20 protein-coding genes are annotated in these 18,338 nt (G+C 38.3%); 4 read left to right on the forward strand and 16 right to left on the reverse strand.

Going from position 1 to position 18,338, the window contains the following annotated elements; translation table 11 throughout:
- Positions 1 to 41: 41 nt before the first annotated feature.
- From BM012_RS00230 to dctP, 3 genes are all read left to right on the forward strand, one after another.
- Complete coding sequence (locus BM012_RS00230; protein ID WP_061801623.1) at positions 42 to 1,619, forward strand: ATP-binding protein; 1,578 nt, start codon at positions 42 to 44, stop codon at positions 1,617 to 1,619.
- A 15-nt stretch (positions 1,620 to 1,634) separates the two neighbouring features.
- Complete coding sequence (locus tag BM012_RS00235; RefSeq protein WP_061801624.1) at positions 1,635 to 2,333, forward strand: response regulator; 699 nt, start codon at positions 1,635 to 1,637, stop codon at positions 2,331 to 2,333.
- Positions 2,334 to 2,623: 290 nt separating this feature from the next.
- Complete coding sequence (gene dctP / locus BM012_RS00240; protein WP_061801625.1) at positions 2,624 to 3,901, forward strand: C4-dicarboxylate transporter DctP; 1,278 nt, start codon at positions 2,624 to 2,626, stop codon at positions 3,899 to 3,901.
- Between the two features lie 38 nt (positions 3,902 to 3,939).
- Here dctP and BM012_RS00245 read toward each other — a convergent pair whose 3' ends face one another.
- The 10 genes from BM012_RS00245 to BM012_RS00290 all read right to left on the reverse strand — a co-directional run bounded on the left by BM012_RS00245 (position 3,940) and on the right by BM012_RS00290 (position 11,834).
- Complete coding sequence (locus tag BM012_RS00245) at positions 3,940 to 4,149, reverse strand: hypothetical protein (RefSeq protein ID WP_074842748.1); 210 nt, start codon at positions 4,147 to 4,149, stop codon at positions 3,940 to 3,942.
- Between the two features lie 129 nt (positions 4,150 to 4,278).
- Positions 4,279 to 5,595: an MFS transporter gene (locus BM012_RS00250; RefSeq protein WP_061801626.1), complete on the reverse strand. Its 1,317-nt coding sequence runs from the start codon at positions 5,593 to 5,595 to the stop codon at positions 4,279 to 4,281.
- 463 nt (positions 5,596 to 6,058) lie between these two features.
- Positions 6,059 to 6,499 (reverse strand): Fur family transcriptional regulator, encoded by a 441-nt coding sequence (locus BM012_RS00255; protein ID WP_161939267.1) that lies wholly within the window; start codon positions 6,497 to 6,499, stop codon positions 6,059 to 6,061.
- Positions 6,500 to 6,568: 69 nt separating this feature from the next.
- Positions 6,569 to 6,871, reverse strand: coding sequence for a cytochrome aa3 quinol oxidase subunit IV (gene qoxD, locus BM012_RS00260; RefSeq protein WP_061801628.1), 303 nt, complete (start codon positions 6,869 to 6,871; stop codon positions 6,569 to 6,571).
- Complete coding sequence (gene qoxC / locus BM012_RS00265; protein ID WP_061801629.1) at positions 6,871 to 7,485, reverse strand: cytochrome aa3 quinol oxidase subunit III; 615 nt, start codon at positions 7,483 to 7,485, stop codon at positions 6,871 to 6,873. Before qoxC ends, qoxD begins: the two co-directional genes overlap by 1 nt.
- Before the next feature lie 4 nt (positions 7,486 to 7,489).
- Complete coding sequence (gene qoxB, locus BM012_RS00270) at positions 7,490 to 9,463, reverse strand: cytochrome aa3 quinol oxidase subunit I (RefSeq protein WP_139210291.1); 1,974 nt, start codon at positions 9,461 to 9,463, stop codon at positions 7,490 to 7,492.
- Positions 9,464 to 9,480: 17 nt separating this feature from the next.
- Positions 9,481 to 10,443 carry a cytochrome aa3 quinol oxidase subunit II gene (qoxA, locus tag BM012_RS00275; protein ID WP_061801631.1) on the reverse strand — a complete coding sequence of 321 codons (963 nt, stop codon included), beginning with the start codon at positions 10,441 to 10,443 and terminating at the stop codon, positions 9,481 to 9,483.
- 303 nt (positions 10,444 to 10,746) lie between these two features.
- Positions 10,747 to 11,214: a VOC family protein gene (locus BM012_RS00280; protein ID WP_061801632.1), complete on the reverse strand. Its 468-nt coding sequence runs from the start codon at positions 11,212 to 11,214 to the stop codon at positions 10,747 to 10,749.
- Entirely contained in the window at positions 11,211 to 11,519 is a 309-nt protein-coding gene (locus BM012_RS00285; protein WP_061801633.1) for a hypothetical protein, read from the reverse strand. The genes BM012_RS00280 and BM012_RS00285 overlap by 4 nt, the downstream gene beginning before the upstream one ends.
- A 90-nt stretch (positions 11,520 to 11,609) precedes the next feature.
- Positions 11,610 to 11,834, reverse strand: coding sequence for a hypothetical protein (locus BM012_RS00290; RefSeq protein ID WP_061801634.1), 225 nt, complete (start codon positions 11,832 to 11,834; stop codon positions 11,610 to 11,612).
- Between the two features lie 481 nt (positions 11,835 to 12,315).
- Between BM012_RS00290 and BM012_RS00295 the strand changes: the two genes are divergently transcribed.
- Positions 12,316 to 12,825 carry a DoxX family membrane protein gene (locus tag BM012_RS00295; protein WP_061801635.1) on the forward strand — a complete coding sequence of 170 codons (510 nt, stop codon included), beginning with the start codon at positions 12,316 to 12,318 and terminating at the stop codon, positions 12,823 to 12,825.
- A gap of 75 nt (positions 12,826 to 12,900) precedes the next feature.
- On the opposite strand, the gene BM012_RS00300 is transcribed toward BM012_RS00295, so the two are convergent.
- The 6 genes from BM012_RS00300 to BM012_RS00325 form a co-directional block, all read right to left on the reverse strand.
- Complete coding sequence (locus BM012_RS00300; protein WP_061801636.1) at positions 12,901 to 13,821, reverse strand: iron-hydroxamate ABC transporter substrate-binding protein; 921 nt, start codon at positions 13,819 to 13,821, stop codon at positions 12,901 to 12,903.
- 258 nt (positions 13,822 to 14,079) lie between these two features.
- A complete protein-coding gene (locus BM012_RS00305; RefSeq protein WP_061801637.1) occupies positions 14,080 to 15,459 on the reverse strand; it encodes an LLM class flavin-dependent oxidoreductase in 1,380 nt (459 codons plus the stop codon).
- A gap of 32 nt (positions 15,460 to 15,491) precedes the next feature.
- Positions 15,492 to 16,046 (reverse strand): thiol-disulfide oxidoreductase ResA, encoded by a 555-nt coding sequence (gene resA / locus BM012_RS00310; protein ID WP_064504921.1) that lies wholly within the window; start codon positions 16,044 to 16,046, stop codon positions 15,492 to 15,494.
- Positions 16,040 to 16,438, reverse strand: a complete 399-nt coding sequence (locus BM012_RS00315; RefSeq protein ID WP_061801639.1) for a FixH family protein — start codon at positions 16,436 to 16,438, stop codon at positions 16,040 to 16,042. The genes resA and BM012_RS00315 overlap by 7 nt, the downstream gene beginning before the upstream one ends.
- A 49-nt stretch (positions 16,439 to 16,487) precedes the next feature.
- The gene (locus tag BM012_RS00320; protein ID WP_061801640.1) at positions 16,488 to 17,258 is read right to left on the reverse strand and encodes an ABC transporter permease; all 771 of its coding nucleotides are present in this window, start codon (positions 17,256 to 17,258) and stop codon (positions 16,488 to 16,490) included.
- A gap of 17 nt (positions 17,259 to 17,275) precedes the next feature.
- A complete protein-coding gene (locus BM012_RS00325; RefSeq protein WP_161939268.1) occupies positions 17,276 to 18,334 on the reverse strand; it encodes an ABC transporter substrate-binding protein in 1,059 nt (352 codons plus the stop codon).
- Between the last annotated feature and the right edge of the window lie 4 nt (positions 18,335 to 18,338).

An 18,338-nucleotide genomic window follows, 5' to 3' on the forward strand; every position in this document is an offset into this window, starting at 1 on the left:
CTTACAAAACATATTTATTTTCTACTTGAGAGGATCCTGCCATGCTCAAAAAACTATCAATAAGCTGGAAAATTACAACTCTATCATATGCAATTGTTCTTTTTTCACTTTTAATTGCCGGGATTTTTTTAGTCGGGATTGTTGGCCAAACAAAAGAACAGGAAATTGGGATGCGCTCAATGAACACAGCGAGAACAGTCGCAGAGCTCACAGAGGTCGAGGAAATGCTTCGGGAAAAAGAAGGCTGGAAGAAACTGAACCCAATTATTGAACGGCTCAGAATCATTAACGGAGCAGACTATATCATTGTGATGGATATGGATCATACCCGCTACTCTCATCCGTCAAATGAGTTGCTAGGAAAAGTATCAAAGGGACGAGATGAAGATGCTTCGTTTGCTGAACATATTTATCTATCAAAAGCACGAGGAGAGTTAGGAACGTCCTTGAGAGCTTTTGTTCCTATTAAAGACGAGGAGCTTAATCAAATTGGCGTTGTCCTTGTTGGCAAAACCCTCCCTAGCACATGGGATATTTTAATGAACTTAAAAAAAGAGATTTTCATTGTTTTATTTATTACGCTCCTCTTTGGCGTCATTGGTTCTTTTATGCTTGCACGACATATTAAAAATCAAATGTTCAAGCTTGAGCCACATGAAATTGTCCGCATTCTTGAAGAGCGAACAGCCACATTTCATGCGTTGAATGAAGGCGTAATTGCGATTGATAATAAGGAAGAGATTACGATTTTTAATGAGAAAGCGCGCTCCATTTTCAATGTACAAGACGAGGTAATCGGAAAGCCGATTCGTTCGGTATTAAAAGACACTCACCTTCCTGAGATTCTTTATTCAAATCGTCATGTGCATAATCAGGAAATTCAAATGAGTGGCAAGCGAATTTTTAGCAATCGCTTTCCGATTAAAGTAAAAGATGAGCGCATTGGAGCTGTGGCGATTTTTCAAGACCGCACAGAAGTAGCCGCGCTTGCTGAAGAATTAACAGGTGTAAAGAATTTCGTCGATGCCTTGCGCGTTCAAAATCACGAGCATATGAATAAGCTTCATAGCATTGCAGGCCTTATTCAACTTGGACGTACAGCAGAAGCTCTTCAGTTTGTTTTTCAAATTTCAAAAGAGCAGGAAAAGCTCACAAACTTCCTTAATGAGCATATCCACCATCCTGCTGTGTCAGGGCTGCTCTTAAGCAAAGTAAGCCGCGGCAAAGAGCTTGATATTGACGTTGTGATTGATCCAAACTCATCGCTTACAGATTTTCCGCCAGGCCTTGATTATCACGATTTTGTTATTCTGCTTGGCAACTTAATTGAAAACGCGTTTGATGCCCTTGAAAAAAGCTCACACACTGAGAAGCGAATTGACGTAAGCATTGATGAATCAGAAGGAGTATGCGCGATTCTTGTTGAGGATAATGGAATTGGCATTGAATATGATGATGTGCCGCTTCTTTTTGACCGACATTTTACAAAAGGAAAAGAAAGCGGTCAAGGCATTGGCTTATATCTTGTAAAACAAGTTGTTGATAAAGGGGACGGAGAGATTACCGTTACGTCAGATGTTGGCTATGGTACAACCTTTTTAATTACCTTTCCACTCTAGGATGGAGGAACAGTAATGACTAAAAATGATGTTTCAGTTCTTATTATTGAAGATGATCCAATGGTACAAGAACTCAATAAAACATTTATTAATAAAGTGCAAGGATTTACAGTCGTTGGAACGGCAAGCAATGGCGAGGAAGGTCTAGAAAAGCTAAAGGAACTGGATCCAGAGCTTGCCCTTCTTGATATTTTTATGCCCAAGCTAAACGGTGTTGCAACACTACAAAAACTGCGGAACGAAAATTTCACAACAGATACTATCGTGGTTTCTGCTGCAAAAGATGGCGAAACGATCAAAAAAGTGCTCCAAAACGGAGCCATTGATTATATTATGAAGCCATTCACGTTTGAACGCCTTCAGCAAGCGCTTGAAAAATATCGAAACTATCAAAAGCGAATAAACACAGAAAGCACGTTATCGCAAGAACAGCTTGACTCTATTTTATATTCACCATCCAAACCGGAAAACTTTTCTTCCCTTTTGCCAAAAGGACTTAATGAATTTACGCTCACTGTTATTGTCGATTATTTAAAAGAACAAAAGGAGCCGCACTCAGCTGAAGAAGTTGCCAATAGCGTCGGTATTGCCCGGGTAACAGCCCGCCGCTACTTAGATTATTTAGAGAAAACAAAAGCTGTTAAAATTGATATTCAGTACGGAGGCGTTGGTCGCCCTATTAACCGCTACCTTTATGATGAAAATCATTACTAGGGTAGGGAAAAGAGCCTCAGATGCTGAGGCTCTTTTTGTTCACCTCAACATCATATCTGTTAGCTTATCTCTCAACATTTTTTGGGGATAGTTCCTTCTGTTATCCATTCTTCGACCATTCGAAACAAAGGGCTTTTTTTCTCTTTTTGCTTTTTTAAGTTTTAAAAGAGAAAGTTGAGACCAAAAAGACCAAAATGTCCGATAAGTTCATAAAATGTTCAAAATTCTTTGAAAGCGATATCATTTATTTATAGAGTTGTTGATTAAGGGGACAAAGGGGATGAACTACGATGAAGAAACTTTTTAAAAATTTAACGTTTCAAGTGCTAACAGCCATCGCGCTGGGGGTGCTTGTTGGGCTTATTTGGCCAAACATCGGAAAAGAACTAAAGCCGCTTGGCGACACGTTCATTAATGCTGTTAAAATGGTTATTGCTCCCATTATCTTTTTAACGATTGTGCTTGGTATCGCGAAAATGGGCGATATGAAGAAAGTTGGAAAAGTGGGCGGAAAAGCATTCATTTATTTTGAAGTTGTCACAACGCTCGCACTTGTAATTGGACTTCTTGTGGTAAACCTTGTAAAGCCTGGAGCAGGTCTTGATTATGATTCACTTGATAAAGGAGACGTTTCAGCCTACACAACAGAAAGTGGAGAAGCAAAAGGCATCGACTGGATTGAATTTGTGACTCATATTGTTCCTTCTAATATGGTTGATGCATTTGCAAAAGGTGACATTTTACAAGTTCTTTTCTTCTCTATTCTATTTGGCGTAGGCTTAGCATCACTTGGAGATAAAGGAAAAGGCATTATTGACTCATTAGATAAACTTTCACTCGTATTCTTCAAAATTATTGGTTATGTTATGCGCGCTGCCCCAATTGGAGCGTTTGGAGCTATTGGTTATACGATCGGGCATTTCGGATTAACGTCCCTTCTGCCACTTGCAAAGCTTATGCTCTCTGTTTACATTACAATGTTCATATTCATCTTCGTTGTTCTTAATATCATTTGTAAAATGTACGGCTTTAGCTTATGGAACTACTTACGCTTCATTAAAGACGAAATTTTAATCGTACTTGGCACAAGCTCTTCTGAATCGGTTCTTCCTCGTATGATGAACAAAATGGAGCGCTATGGCTGTTCAAAGTCTGTCGTTGGGCTTGTTATTCCAACAGGGTATTCTTTTAACCTTGACGGAACATCGATTTATCTTTCAATGGCCGTTGTCTTTTTAGCTCAAGTGTTTGGTGTTGACTTAACACTTGGTCAACAGGTTATGATTATCCTTGTTCTGATGCTAACGTCAAAAGGCGCTGCAGGAGTAACAGGAAGCGGATTTATCGTGTTGGCCTCAACGCTTGCAGCACTGCAAGTTATCCCACTTGAGGGTCTTGCTCTTCTTTTAGGCGTTGACCGCTTTATGAGTGAAGGACGCGCAATTGTAAACTTAATCGGAAACGGAATTGCAACAATTGTAGTAGCGAAAAGCGAGAATGAGTTTGATCGTGAGAAAAATGTTGAAGCTATTAAAGAAATCGGTAATAAAATTAAGCCAGCAAGCTAAAAAAAATCCCCGTTGCTCTTAAAAGCGACGGGGATTTTTTAGCTGCTATAGCTTCCGCTACGGTAGCGACCTTTATAATAGCGATGGCCATATTTTGAATGTCCTCTTTTATAATCACTGCTTGAGTACGAACGTCCTCTGTAGCGATCACTGCTTGAATAACGTCGACTTGGTCTACGGTGACGACGATCGCTGCTTGAATAGCGGCGGTCGCTTCCCATTATATTTTTCAAAAACTTTTTAAACATGCTTTAGCCCCCATTTGTATGAGATTGTATACCATCATATGCGAAATTCTCTAAATGAACAAGGGGTTTACACGTTAAATTTTTGTAAAGATTATTTCAATTTTCTTATAAACAAAAAACTTTAGCTTTTTAAGCTTGATACTTACGAACAAATTGGTGAAAAAATAAGCCAAAGAACACAAGAATAATAAGAGAACCAAGCGCAACTCGGCTTGCTAGATTTCCGTAATCCGCTAACAGAAGCGTAATTGTTCCATATAAAAATGGACCAACAACAGACGATACTTTTCCTGAAAAAGCGAAAAGACCAAAAAACTGACCGCGTTTCTCTTGAGGCGTGAGTTCAATAATAAACGTGCGCGTTGTTACCCATAGTGAACCAAGTGACACCCCAAAAAGACTTCCTGCCACCCAAAATAGCGCAGAATTTGTTGCAACAACCGCAAAGGAAAGAGCCACTATTAAAATGATGCCAACCGCTACAATTGACTTCCATGCTCCCCACTTTTTGCAAATAAATCCGAAGATAAACGAGCCGATAATACTAGCAACTGTTGAAACAAGATAAAGCAAAATAAATTCCCCTGCTCCAAAACCAACAATTGCTGTTGAGTAGACGGACATCATTGCAACAGCAGTCGCAATGGCATCATTTAAAAAGAAGTACGCAATCATAAAATAAAAGATCGCTTTATAACTTTTCATTTCTTTAAATGTTGCGATGATATCACGGTATCCGCTCCAAAATGAAGCCTTTTCTACCTTTTTCTCCACTTCTTTTTCTTTTGTAAAAAAGATAAAGGGAAGAGAAAACAGTAAAAATAAGAGCGCTGTCGGAATGAACGCTTCATGATAATTCCCGCTGCTCACAAATGGATAAATGGATAAGCCAACGAGTGTACCAATATAGCCAACAGCGGTTCCAAATCCGGAAACAACCGCCATGTTTTCTTTTGTACTAATATCGGCTAAAATCGGGTCGTAAAACACAAGGCTTGAGTTATAAAAGAATTTGGCAATCACAAAACAAATGATCACAAGGATTAATGAAAGCGGCAGTCCCCCAACTGTTCCTCCTCCATCTTCCATAGCTAAAAACCCCATCATCATCGTAAAAAAGACGGAAATAAGCGTAAATGCCGTCACATACTTTTTCTTTTTGCCGGTTCTGTCAATAAGCACTCCGAAAAGCGGAGCGAAAATAACAAGAAAAAAACTAGACACTGCATTTGCATAAGAAATGAACGTGCTTGCAATCTGGTTCATTCGTTCACTGTCTCCGACAACTTCCTGAAGATAAAATGGAAAGAAAATGGTTGTAATATTGGAAGAGAAGATCGTGTTTGCAAAATCGTAAAGCGCCCATGAGAGAATCGGCAGCATCATAAAAAGCTTGAAGTTGCTTTTTGGCATCATTTCACTTCGCTTTTTTTCTTCTTGTAGCATACTTCTACCTCTTTCGATTTTTTATAATATATTCGAATTTCTCCCCTTAATTCCCCTTTAGATGTAGATTACTTTTACAATGCTCAACGCAAAAAACTGCTGAGAACATATGCCTCAACAGCCAATAGCTGAAAAAAAACCTAATATATGTATTATAGCTTAAATATTCCAAAATGAATATTTAAGTTTCAATTTAGAACATATAGACCTATTTGTTATAAGTCATCTAGTTCTTTAGCCTATACCTTCCAACTGTCGGGATAAAGTATATAACAGTGTTTGTTCTATGGAAAATATGAGAGAGGATAACGTGTGGATTGTTTTTTATAAAAGAGGCGTTAATCAATGGATTTTTGTTTCTTGTTTGTCTCTTACTCCTTTTACATACCGTAACTATTGTATTTTCATTCAGCTTAACGAAAGCTTCTCTCCTCCTTCTGATGGGAAATAGATAGGAAACATACTAGATTACTTTATGTTGTTCACAGTCAGCGCAAATCCCTTCAATTGTAAGACTAAGGTTTAATGGTGTAAAACCGGCAAACATGTCAGCACATTTCGCAAACATTTCTTCTTCTTTGCTGCTAAAATCAAGGGTAATGCCGCACCTTATACAAGATATTCCATAGCGATACAATTTCCTCGTTACAATCTCATAGCGGGACTGATAAGCATCTTCTGTGATTTCCCTTACAACGCTAACGTCCTTTAACAGAGCTAAATTAGTATTAATCGTTTTTTTCGTCACATTCGGAAACTTTACGGCCATATTTTGAAAAAGGCGCTCTGCTGTTATCGGCAGTTTTGTCTGTAACAAATGCCTGATGATGGCTGCTCGCTGAGGTGTTAGTTTGATTCCTTTTTCCTTTAGCTTGTTTTTGTAGAAATCCAGTTCTCCGTTCATTTTCTTCATCATCTCCTTTTTTTAGAGAGGCAAGTAAGGAGATCCCCCTACTTGCCTCCCTTTCTATTTTTAGTGCATAGACGTTAAGACCCACACACTTCCAACTACAATAATAATGGCAATGAGACCTGATGCAATCATTTTCCCAATTTGCCAAAGCTTGTGCTCTCCTTCTGAAATATGCATAAACATAAACAATTGAATGGCTGCTTGAATAAAAGCAAGCAGGAACACGAGTGCAACAATGGTCTGGATTGATAAATTGGTGTACAACCCAACCCAAACTGCTAGAAACGTTAGTGCAATCGATAATAGAAAACCTAATACATGTGACCACGGAAAGTGACTATGTTTTTCTGTTTTTTGTTCCATTATTTCACCATCCCTAATAGATAAACGCTTGTGAAAACGAAAATCCATACAAAGTCTAAGAAATGCCAGTACAAGCTTGAAACAAATACTTTTTTCGCTGTATGCGGTGTTAGCCCTCGCTTCATCACTTCAGCGATGATCAGGATCATCCACCCAATTCCAAGCGTTACGTGAAGCCCGTGCGTTCCTGTTAAAACATAAAAGGAAGACCAGTAGGCATTTGTCCCAATTGTCGCGCCTTCATGAACAAGATGGATAAACTCCATCACTTCCATGTATAAAAATCCTCCACCAAACAGAAGCGTCACAAGGAGCCAAATGAGCATTCCCTTCCTATTCCCTTTACGCATCTCATGAATCGCTAATCCACATGTGAAACTGCTCGTTAATAGAATAAGAGTCATAGCGATTGTATTATTAAGATCAAAAAGGTCGCTAGGCAGAGGTCCGCCTGCTGTTCCACCTTCTAACACAAAATAGGCGGAAAAAATTGTAGCAAAAAGCGCAACTTCTGCTCCTAAAAAGATCCAAAATCCAAATATATTTAATCTCCCAATCCCCGATTTATATTCTAAAGGAACGTTTTCTTCCCCAGCGTTACTAACCTGTGCCATTTTCTCACCCTTCCTTATGGAACGGCTGTTCCGCTTCCGTAATTTCTTCAACACTTACATAGTAGCCTTTATCTTCTTCAAAGGAACGAACCGAGCGAACGAGCATACAACATAGTATCCCCACTGCGCCTAATATCGCCATCCACCATAGTTCAAAAACAAGGGCAAAACCAGCGACAAAGAAGAATGCACACATAACAGGAGCTGTTCCTGTATTGCTTGGCATATGAATAGGTTCATAGTTTCCTTCTTCTTTTTGCCCTTTCTTTGTTTGCTTTTTCGCTCTTTGCTTCATATCCCAGAACGTATCAATATTTTGAACGTGAGGGATCTTCGCAAAGTTGTAGTGAGGCGGAATAGACGTTGTTGTTGCCCATTCAAGCGTTCTTCCATCCCATACGTCTCCTTCTGTTTCTCTAATCGCATAGCGGTGGCTGTAATAAATGTTGTATACAAACACAACGAATCCAAGTCCCATCGCAGCGGCCCCAACGCTTGATGCAACGTTTAGGCCTGTCCAACCATCTTCAGGAGCGTACGTATACACACGGCGCGGCATGCCATCAAACCCTAAAATAAACTGCGGAAGGAAACATACGTTAAAGCCGATTGTAAACAACCAAAACGCCCATTTTCCAATTCTTTCGTTCATTTTGTAGCCAACCATTTTTGGATACCAGTAAATTAGACCAGCAAAACAAGCAAAGGCAACACCCGCAATTAGCGTGTAGTGGAAATGTGCAACAAGGAAGTATGAGTTATGATACTGAAAATCCGCTGCTGCCATGCCAAGCATAACGCCTGTTACCCCTCCGATTACAAACGTTGGAATAAACGCAAGTGACCAAAGCATTGGTGTTGTAAACTCGATCTTACTTTTATAAAGCGTTCCAAGCCAGTTAAACAGCTTAATTCCGGTTGGAATCGCAATGGCCATCGTTGTAATAGAGAAAATATTGTTAACAGCTGCGCTTCCTCCCATTGTGAAGAAGTGATGCACCCATACAATAAAGCTTAAAAACGAGATGACTACAAGCGAGACAATCATCGTTTTATATCCAAAGAGCGTTTTACGCGCGAACGTCGCAATAATCTCTGAGAAAATCCCGAATGCAGGCAACACAACAATGTATACTTCAGGATGTCCCCACATCCAGAACATGTTTGACCAAAGCATCGGATTTCCGCCGTCTGTTAAGGTGAAAAAGTGCGTACCAAACAGGCGGTCAAACGTCATCAATGCAAGCGTAACCGTTAGAATCGGGAATGCAAACACGATAATAAATGACGTAATTAACGTTGTCCATGTAAACATCGGCATGCGAAGCAGCGTCATGCCAGGAGCACGCATTTTAATGATCGTTACGACAAAGTTAATTCCCGTTAAAAGCGTACCAATTCCTGAAACTTGCAGACCGAGTAAGTAATAGTTAATACCAGGTCCTGGACTTCCTTCAATTGCTAGTGGCGCATAGTTTGTCCATCCAGCATCAGGAGAACCTCCAAAAACAAAGGAAATGTTAAACAAAATCGCTCCGCTAAAGAAAGACCAGAAGCTTAAGTTATTCAAAAACGGAAAGGCAACGTCTCTTGCCCCGATTTGTAGCGGAACAGCAAAGTTCATTAACCCAAGTAAAAAAGGCATTGCCATAAATAAAATCATAATAGTTCCATGAGTTGTAAAAATCTCATTGTAGTGGTGAGATGATAAAAAATCATTGTTTGGAACTGTAAGCTGCGCTCTCATTAATAAAGCGTCAACTCCGCCGCGGAAAAACATAAGTAAAGCGGCTAAAATGTACATAATTCCGATTCGTTTATGATCAACGGTTGTAATCCATTCTGTCCAAAGCCACTTCCATTTTTTAAAGTATGTAAGGACAAACAAAATCCCAATTGTGGTAAGCGCAATCGAAATGTTCGCTCCAAGAATGAGCGGATCATCAAGAATTAAGTGCTCTTTAATAAAATCAAACATCATATGTTCCTCCTTTCCTAGTGGTGAGCGTGCGATCCATGATTCGAATGCTCATTTTCGTGTGAACCTTCTTCCCTGTCTTCAATCGGTTCTTCAATAAGTCCGTGATCCGCTCTTACTTTCAACGCATATGTTGAGTTAAGACCATGATCAACAAACTCTAAGTGCGTTGATGAAAAAGTTGTTTGCTCTGCTGTATCTGGAAGCATGAGCTTTTGATATGTTTCCTCAGTCAGCTTTGGAGCCGTTTCTTTTGTTTCCTCCACCCAACTGCTATACTCTTCTTCATTCAGCGCCACAAAGTCGAACTGCTGATGAGCCATACCCTCTCCCGTAAAGTTCGAGTTTCGGCCTTCATATGTACCAACTTCGTCAGCTTGTAGATAAAGTTCATTGACCATGCCAGGCATTCCGTACACTTGCCCACCAATTTGCGGCACCCAGAAAGAAGCCATTGAATCAGCTGCCGTTATTTTGAATAAAACCGGATGATTTTCAGGTACGTTCACGTAATTGATTGTTTCAATTTCTTCTTCTGGATAGCTAAAAATCCACTTCCAGTCAACGGCCGTTGCATGGATAACAATCGGCTCTTTATGCGCTGTAGATTTCGGTGCTTCTTTTAAATCATAAAGAGCTTTCGCATTTGGAATCGAAAGAGCAATAACAATTAAAAGAGGAATAAGGGTCCAAATGATTTCAAGCTTCGTGCTGCCGTGCAAATTTGGATCATAATCGCGGTCATTGAAGTTTTTTCGATTACGATACTTTATAATTACAAAAGTAAATACAGCAAAAATGATGACAACAATAGCAAGCATAAAATAAAGGGAAAAGATAATAAGATCTTTTTGAATTTCCCCAACCGGTCCCTTAGGATCTAACACGATAAGATCACTGCGAACTCCAAGTACAGTAATAATAACGAGTGAGATTAAACTACTTATTACGATCAACCATGCTTTACGATTTTTGAACATGGAATTTCACCTTCCTTTCTAATGTCTCGAATGAAACAAGCTCGGATTCCATCAAATTGTATAAAAAAAGAAAAGTAAGTGATAGCGATTAAAAGGTCTTTTTTCACTTTTCAATAATTCGACAAACTTCATTCATAAATCAGTAACAACTCTGGGTTTAACCCCCATTTAAAATCCCTCTAGAGGGGGATTTTCTTTTCATCTTTGCTCTTAAAAATACCTATAAAATGAACTATAAATTTAATTTATCTTTCACTTTATAAACTAAAAAAACTATGCTTTTTTCATAAAAAAAGATGCCTCTTAAAAAGGCATCTTTTTGGTTTCTCTCCATTCTTTTAAACTCATCATTTTAAAGTTCTCTTCCATATTGTGACTTAACGGAGCAATAAGTTCTATCGAATTTCCATCAGGATCACTAAAGTAAAGAGCAGCATGTGCTTGCGGACTATTCGGTAAAACGAGCGGTTGTCTGTCTGACCCAAATCCAAACGCCGTTCTTACTTCAATTCCTCGTTCTTTCAGCCAATCTTTAGCGGAATCCATATCTTTCTGATCAATGTGAAGAGCAATATGGCGAAGGGAAGCATGATACGGAATATGAACTTGCTCTGTTTCCCAAAGCCCAAGCCAGCTTTCTCCTTTTTTAATCCAAAAGAAGGCCAGTTTCTCCTCGCGAAAGGCAATCTCTAAATCTAGCTTTTGATAAAATTCAATCGATTTTTCAAGATTTGAAACAGGTAAATGCGCTTCATACAATCCTTTAATCATTCAAAACTCCTCCTTTTCATAAAATAAACAGCAAGATTAGCAATACTTAGCACAGAGATGACTAAGAAAAGAAAAAAAGAGAAAGGATCTCCTGCCCTGTTTAGTTCATCAGCCAATACTCCCATTCTATACATAAGAAGAGCAGATATTGTGATAGAGAGAACGGAAAAAACGACAACTAAAAAGCCGCTAACACGAGGAGAACGCTTAATCAAAATAAGAAAAAAGAGTACTCCAACTAGCGCAATGAGGAGGAAAATCAAAAGGGGACGAAAGAGCGTAATTGTTTCAAATTCAATTATCATAAAGCACCTCACTTTTTCAATACGTTAACACAAATTGAAAATTATTACTTTTGAAACCCTTAAAAAAAGACCTCCAGTAAAACTAGAGGCTTATCGTGCTAATCCATATCTTTTTCTTTCCTTGAACGCACAGGAAAGAATATTATCTATTTTAAATGTCCGCTTTTCATGGCGAAGCAAACACCAAGCTTTTACTTTTGTTTCATTTATCTCATATACAATGATGGAGCGCTGTGTAATTGAGCCGTTATCCGCCATATAAATAATTTCAAGCGGTTTCTTCGACTCTGAACTTTGTTGTAATAATCGCAGCATAATCTTTCAACTCCTTATGTTCCAATTATACCGAACAAATGTTCTTAAATCAACAAAGAGACTTTTTCTCACATAGCAGACGAGCCAACTGATAGTTAACCTCTTTATACCAAATACTTATTCATTTTAATAAGATGCGAATGGTTTTATTGCACGATAAAACTCATTTAACCTCCCTGATCATTTTCATAAAAAAAGAAAAGAAGAACTGTGATAAAAATACAGCCGTTCTTTTCCTTAAAGCATAAATCTTGAGCATAATGACACCTGTATTTCGACCCCAATTCCTTATGTATATTATCAATGTTTATTTATTTATAGGATTTCTTACTCCCATAAATAAATATGAAAGACAGCTTTTGTACTGTTATTGAATTATTCATTACCAAATTTACATATTTGTTACATTAACGAAAACGAAAATCATTCTCAATTATGCTATTATATTTTTATTCATTTACTTTTGGTTAGGAGGAAACGCATGATTATTGAGTTTTTAAGACGGCATAAAAGTGTTGCTATTCTTTTAGGGTTGCTGCGTGTGTATATCGGATACACGTGGTTTATGGCTGGGCTCGGCAAAATTACAGGTGGACAGTTTGATACAGCTGGATTTTTACAAGGAGCATTAGCTAAAACAACTGGAGAACAGGCGACTGTTCAAGCATGGTGGGGAACGTTCCTCGAACACGTTGCTCTTCCAAACATCGAGATGTTTAATGTTCTCGTTCCATGGGGTGAACTGTTAGTAGGATTGGGTCTATTGCTTGGCTGCTTTACAAAAACAGCCGTATTTTTTGGAATGGCAATGAACTTCTCTTATATGTTTAGCGGCGCTACAAGCACAAATCCGCAGCTTGTTCTTTTATCAATCTTCATTTTAATTTCCGCTACAAATGCAGGAAGATATGGTGTCGATGGTGTAATTAGTCCTCTTATTAAGGACAAGCTTACGACGAATAAAGTAAAAAGCATGCAAGACATTGCTTAGTTTTTAGAGTACGAGAGCACTAGAATAAGATAGAAAAGCAGAGCGAGATGATAGTATCTCGCTCTGCTTTTTCTCTTATTTTAGAAAGTGTTCTTTAAAAAAGTTCAGTTGATAATCTAATGTGATAGGATCATTAAACATAAACGCATTTGCATCAGCTTCAAACACGTGATTATTTTTCACAGCTGGAATTTCTTTATAAAGCGATGTATCTTGATAAGAGTTATCTTGATCTTTATATTTACTAATGACTAAATAGTCTCCAACATATTGAGGCAGAAGTTCAGTAGAAAGCATATAGTAACCTTGTTTCTCTGTCATTTCCTTCACTTTATCCGGCATCTTTAAGTTCAGTGCTTGATAAAGGACTTCTGTTCCTCTTCCCCAGTTATCCCCGAATATCCCGATTTCTTTATTGTAGCTTTCTAATACAGTAACCGTAACATCATCACCAAGCTTTTTCTTAATCTCTTCTCCTGTAGCTTTAGCACGTACCTTAAAGTCGTCAATCCAGCTTTGTGCTTCTTTTTCTTTGTTTACAAGCTTACCAATTTCTAAATGTTGAGTTAGATAATCCACTTTACCATATGTATAGGTAACCGTTGGCGCAATTTTCTTAAACTTGTTTAAGTTTTTATTTGTATCTGCTCCTATAATTAGATCAGGCTCTAGCTCTATAATCTTCTCAATATCTTCATCAGATACAACAGGCACATCTTTTAATTCTTTTTCGAATAGCGGACTTTGTTTCGCCCATTCCTCTACCCCTACTATATTGACATCTAGTGAAAGTAAATCTCCTACATAACTCCCTAACACAACAACTCGTTTAGGATGTGCAGGTACTTTTATAGGCCCATTTTCTGACTGATATGTGATTGTTTCTTCCTTTTCATCCTTACCCTGTTCCCCTGACGCCTGTTCCGCCAATTTATTGCCACAAGCACTTATTATAAGAATCATAATAAGTATGATAGGTAAAAGTAGTTTCTTCATGCTTGTTTCCCCTTTCAATAACCAAATGGTAATGATAATCAATTTCATTAAGGTAAATCATATTATCCTTTTAAAATTCTGTCAATATATTCTTTTTTATTCCATAGACAAAAAACAAATTGTGCCTTCCCTTATTGCATTCCTTTACTAAAAAAACAAAAGCGCTGTTTTAAAAAACGGCGCTTTTGTTTTTTAACTTTATGAATCTTTCTCATCGCTTTCATACTAATTACTAGTAACTTATCGCAAGTAGGATTATCATTGCGGTGTAACATTTGGCTGTGTAAAAGCTCCCCTATATTTTGCACTAGGATGACGCCTGCTCAGACGGTCTTTTCCAAAAAGCTTAGAGCGTAAGGTTTCAGGCTGTACTTGTTGCTCACGAGCTAGCCCTCTTTTACGAAGAACGGGCATCACAGAACTGATAAATTCCTCGTATGAGCCTGGAATGGTTGCATTGATAACATTCACTCCATCTACTCCTGCTTCTTGCCAAAGCTCAAGCTGATTTGCAATCGTTTCTGGAGTTCCGACGATGCGAGAATTTCGACTCCGTAACTTGGCTAAGTCTCTTACAGTAGGCGTCCGCCCTTGTGTACTTTGCTTGAGCCATTGAAATGTACTTTGAACTCCTTCTGTTTTCACATTTTCAAGAGGTGTATCTAAACTAACGTTTCCTAAATCAATGCCCATTCCGCCTGCCATATGAGCAATCATCATGTCAAAGTCTATCTTTTGTTCTAATTCAATTTCTTTTTGTTGTGCTTCTTCTTCGGTTTCTCCAATAACAAAAGATAGGCCCTGATAGAAGCGAATATCATTAGGATCACGACCATACCGAACGGCAAGGCTTCGTGTCTGGTCAATTAGCTTGCGCGCATTGTCAGGATCAGGTGAGACGATGAAAACAGCTTCTGCATGACGAGCTGCAAAATTTCGGCCCGCTGCTGAAGATCCCGCTTGAAAAAGAACGGGCGTGCGCTGTGGCGATGGTGAAACAAGATGTGGACCTTCTACTTTATAACGTTCGCTAACATGATTAATTTTATGAATTTTCTGTGGATCAGCATGAATGCCACTTTCTCTATCTTGTAAGAGGGCATCTTCCTCCCAGGACCCTTCCCATAGCTTATACAGAACATCTACATATTCATCGGCCCATTGATAGCGGTCATCGTGTGAAACCAATCCATCATATCCAAAATTTCGAAAGGCGTTTTCAAGCGAACTTGTGACGATATTCCACGCAATTCTTCCTTTTGAAATATGATCAAGGGTAGAAACACGCCTCGCAAAGTTAAATGGAGGCTCTTGAAGCGGTGCTGCAGTGAAAGCTAGGCCAATCTTTTTCGTATTCACAGCCAAAGCAGATAAAAGAACCATTGGATCGTTGCTTGGAATTTGCAAACCGTTGCTTGCATGGTATTCCCACCCTCCTCGGTGATTCCCATATAATCCAACAACATCTGCAAAAAAGATGGCATCAAATCCACCGGCTTCTAGCTTTTGAGCTAGTGAAACCCATAGTTCTACATCATTAAAGTTTAATTGATGACCTTCCTTATCCCGCCATAAGCCGTGAATAATATGAGAGGCCGTATTCATCACAAAGGCAGAAAACGAAAGTGGTTTAGACATTATCTATCATCTCCATTGTTTAACTTATCGATTTATTTTGGAATAATACGCTTTACAGAGCTGCGAATACTCTCCTCTGTTAGTTCACCTGAAGACTTTTCAATAATTTTTCCCTCTTCGTTAATGAAGAAGGTTACCGGAATATTTAGAATATCGTACTGCTCAACAACAGAACCCGTTCGGTCTAGCAAAATAGGAAAATCTAATCCGTATTCCTGAACAAAAGGTCTAATAATGACTCTTGGTTCAGTTGCGTTAACAGCAATCACTTCCATTCCCTTATCCTTGTACTCTTCGTAAATGCTATTTAAATGAGGCATTTCCTTTTTACAAGGAGGACAGTATGTTGCCCAAAAGTTAAGGATAATCCCTTTCCCTCTAAAATCTGAAAGGCTCACTTCGTTACCGTGCAGATCTTGAAGTGTAAAATCAAAAGCTATGTCATTAAGATCCGCACCTTTAGCAACGTTTTTTTCATTCTTAAAGAAATTAACATACACTGTGTAACCTAGCCCTAGTAATAAAACTAAAATCACCAGACCTGTGAGGAGAGAACTACTGAACTTTTTCGTTCTATACTTTAAGATGTTTCTCCCTCCTCTCCATTTGTAACGGATAAAAATATCCCTTTCATTTCATGCTGTTCTTTATAATCCACATGTACAATCACTTGTTTTTTTCCCGATTCTAAAAACTTAGTGTCTAACACATACTTTCCTTCCTCTAGAACCTTTGGGGAAACCATCCCCAAAGACGTGCCGTTTTCAATAATTTCAAACTGTACATGGGCATCATCAATTTTTTCAGCTCCGTATGTGACAGAGGCTGTTAAACTAGCGGTACTATTAATTGTTAGGTTTGTAGTATCACTACTTAAAGAAACCTTTAGTGCTGGAGTCTCTACTGAACGGTGAGCGATACTAGACTGAGAGCAGCCTGCTAATAATAGTGAAATAAAGAGGATTAGAGTTGTTTTCACATCATAACTCCTTGTCTAACGTACTTTTTCGCTTAAGATAGTTACCTGTTTATCCTGCTTCATTTTTTAAATTCGTCCAAAATAGAATACGTTTCTTAATTCGTTCAAACGTAATCATAATGATTAAAATAACAAGACTATTAAAAATCAGTCCTGATATAACTAAATCATACTGAGTGAAATCTGTATAATACTGAATAAAATACCCCATACCTGCTTTTGCACCAAACATTTCGGCCGTCATTAAAACTAAAAAACATAAGCTGAGTGACTGCCCGATGCCATTTAAAATGAGCGGTGAACTTGCTGGGATAATAACTTTAAAAATTAGATCTCGTTTTTCTAAACCAATTGTCTTAGCATTGTCCCAATAGTGATGATCGATTAATAACACACCTTGAATCGTTCCTAAAAAGATGGGCCAAAAGGCAGCTATGAATAATATGGACATAGAAGCCAGTTCAAACGTCGGTAATAATGCAATCGCATAAGGAATAAATAAAGTGAGCGGTAGTGGACTGAACGCATTGAAAAAAGGCGTTAAAATTTTTCTCGGTTTTGGACGCATCCCAAAAAACAAGCCTCCACCGATGCCTAACACTAGAGCTAATAAAACACTTGGTACTAATAGCTTCATCGAACTTAAAAACCCTTGAAAAAGTTCAAATATTGCTCTAAAAAAAGCAGCGGCCACAAGATGAGGAGATGGAAAAATAAGTGGACTTAGCCAATCTGTAAAATTGGTGATATAAATCCATAACCCTATTAAAGCGAAAGCAATGGCTATCGAGTAACTATACGTACTTAAAAACTTTCTCATAGAATGCCTCCTTTAAATTAAGACTGTACATTCTGCTTATTAAACCGTTTAAGAACCTTTTTATAATAATCATCATTAGGGTTTTCTTTAATAAGTTCATCTATAGCTTCTTCATACATAGACAAATTAAAGTGATCATCTAAATCAATGTTATCTACGTCTTTTATATAGCCAATGTCTTGCATTTTCCCCCACGTATTCACAACTTCCTTCTTATTCGGATCTGCTGAGTTGATCAAATGCTTCTCATTGACAATTTCGTTCACTCTTTCTTCAGGTAGCTGTTTAAACGTCGGCTTTGATGCTTCTAAGTTTTTCTTTGGATTTTCTAACTTTACACGCTCTGCTTTTATAAGAGCTTTCATAAACTTTTTGTATGCTACGGCTTTATCACTTGAAATATTTCCTCTTACCGTAACGCGGCAACAAAGGTCATTTTGACTTAAATCATTGCTCCAAAAAATAGGTTTCAACCCGATTTGTTCTGTTTTAGTCAAATGTCCTGTATTGGAAAGACCAACATCTACTTTTCCAGATTGCACGGCCTCAAGTACATCTGCTACGCTTTTCACTTCAACAAAATCTACATCTTTCTGAATATCAATTCCGGCATCATCAAGCGCTGATTTGAAGATGACATCAAGAGTCCCTAGTCTAACCGTTGCTATTTTCTTTCCTTTGAAATCTTCTAATGTTTTATATTTGTTGGCATTTTCTTCTTTCGTTACAACAGGTTGTCCACCTTCCATATGTCCTCCAATGAATGTAAAATCTGCCCCTTGAGCAATGTAGTTCAGCGGTCCTGCTGTACCAAAAGTTAAGGCAATATCGATTTTGTCAGAGTTTAGAGCATCTAACCCTCCACTTGTAAAAGAAATCATTTCAACTTCTAAATTTTCATCTTCAAAAAACCCTTCAGCTCGAGCAATGTCTGCTAGAGGCGCTCCGTATAGCTGACCGTATCCGACTCTTAGTGTAGAACTTTCCTTACCTGACGCTGCATTTTTTTCTCCGCACGCCGCTAAAGCTAAAACAGAAATCATCAAAAACCCTATCATCCAACGTCTGCTTCGCAATCCC

Origin of the sequence: Priestia endophytica DSM 13796 (assembly GCF_900115845.1) — a bacterium.
GTDB classification, from domain to species: Bacteria; Bacillota; Bacilli; order Bacillales; family Bacillaceae_H; genus Bacillus_I; species Bacillus_I endophytica.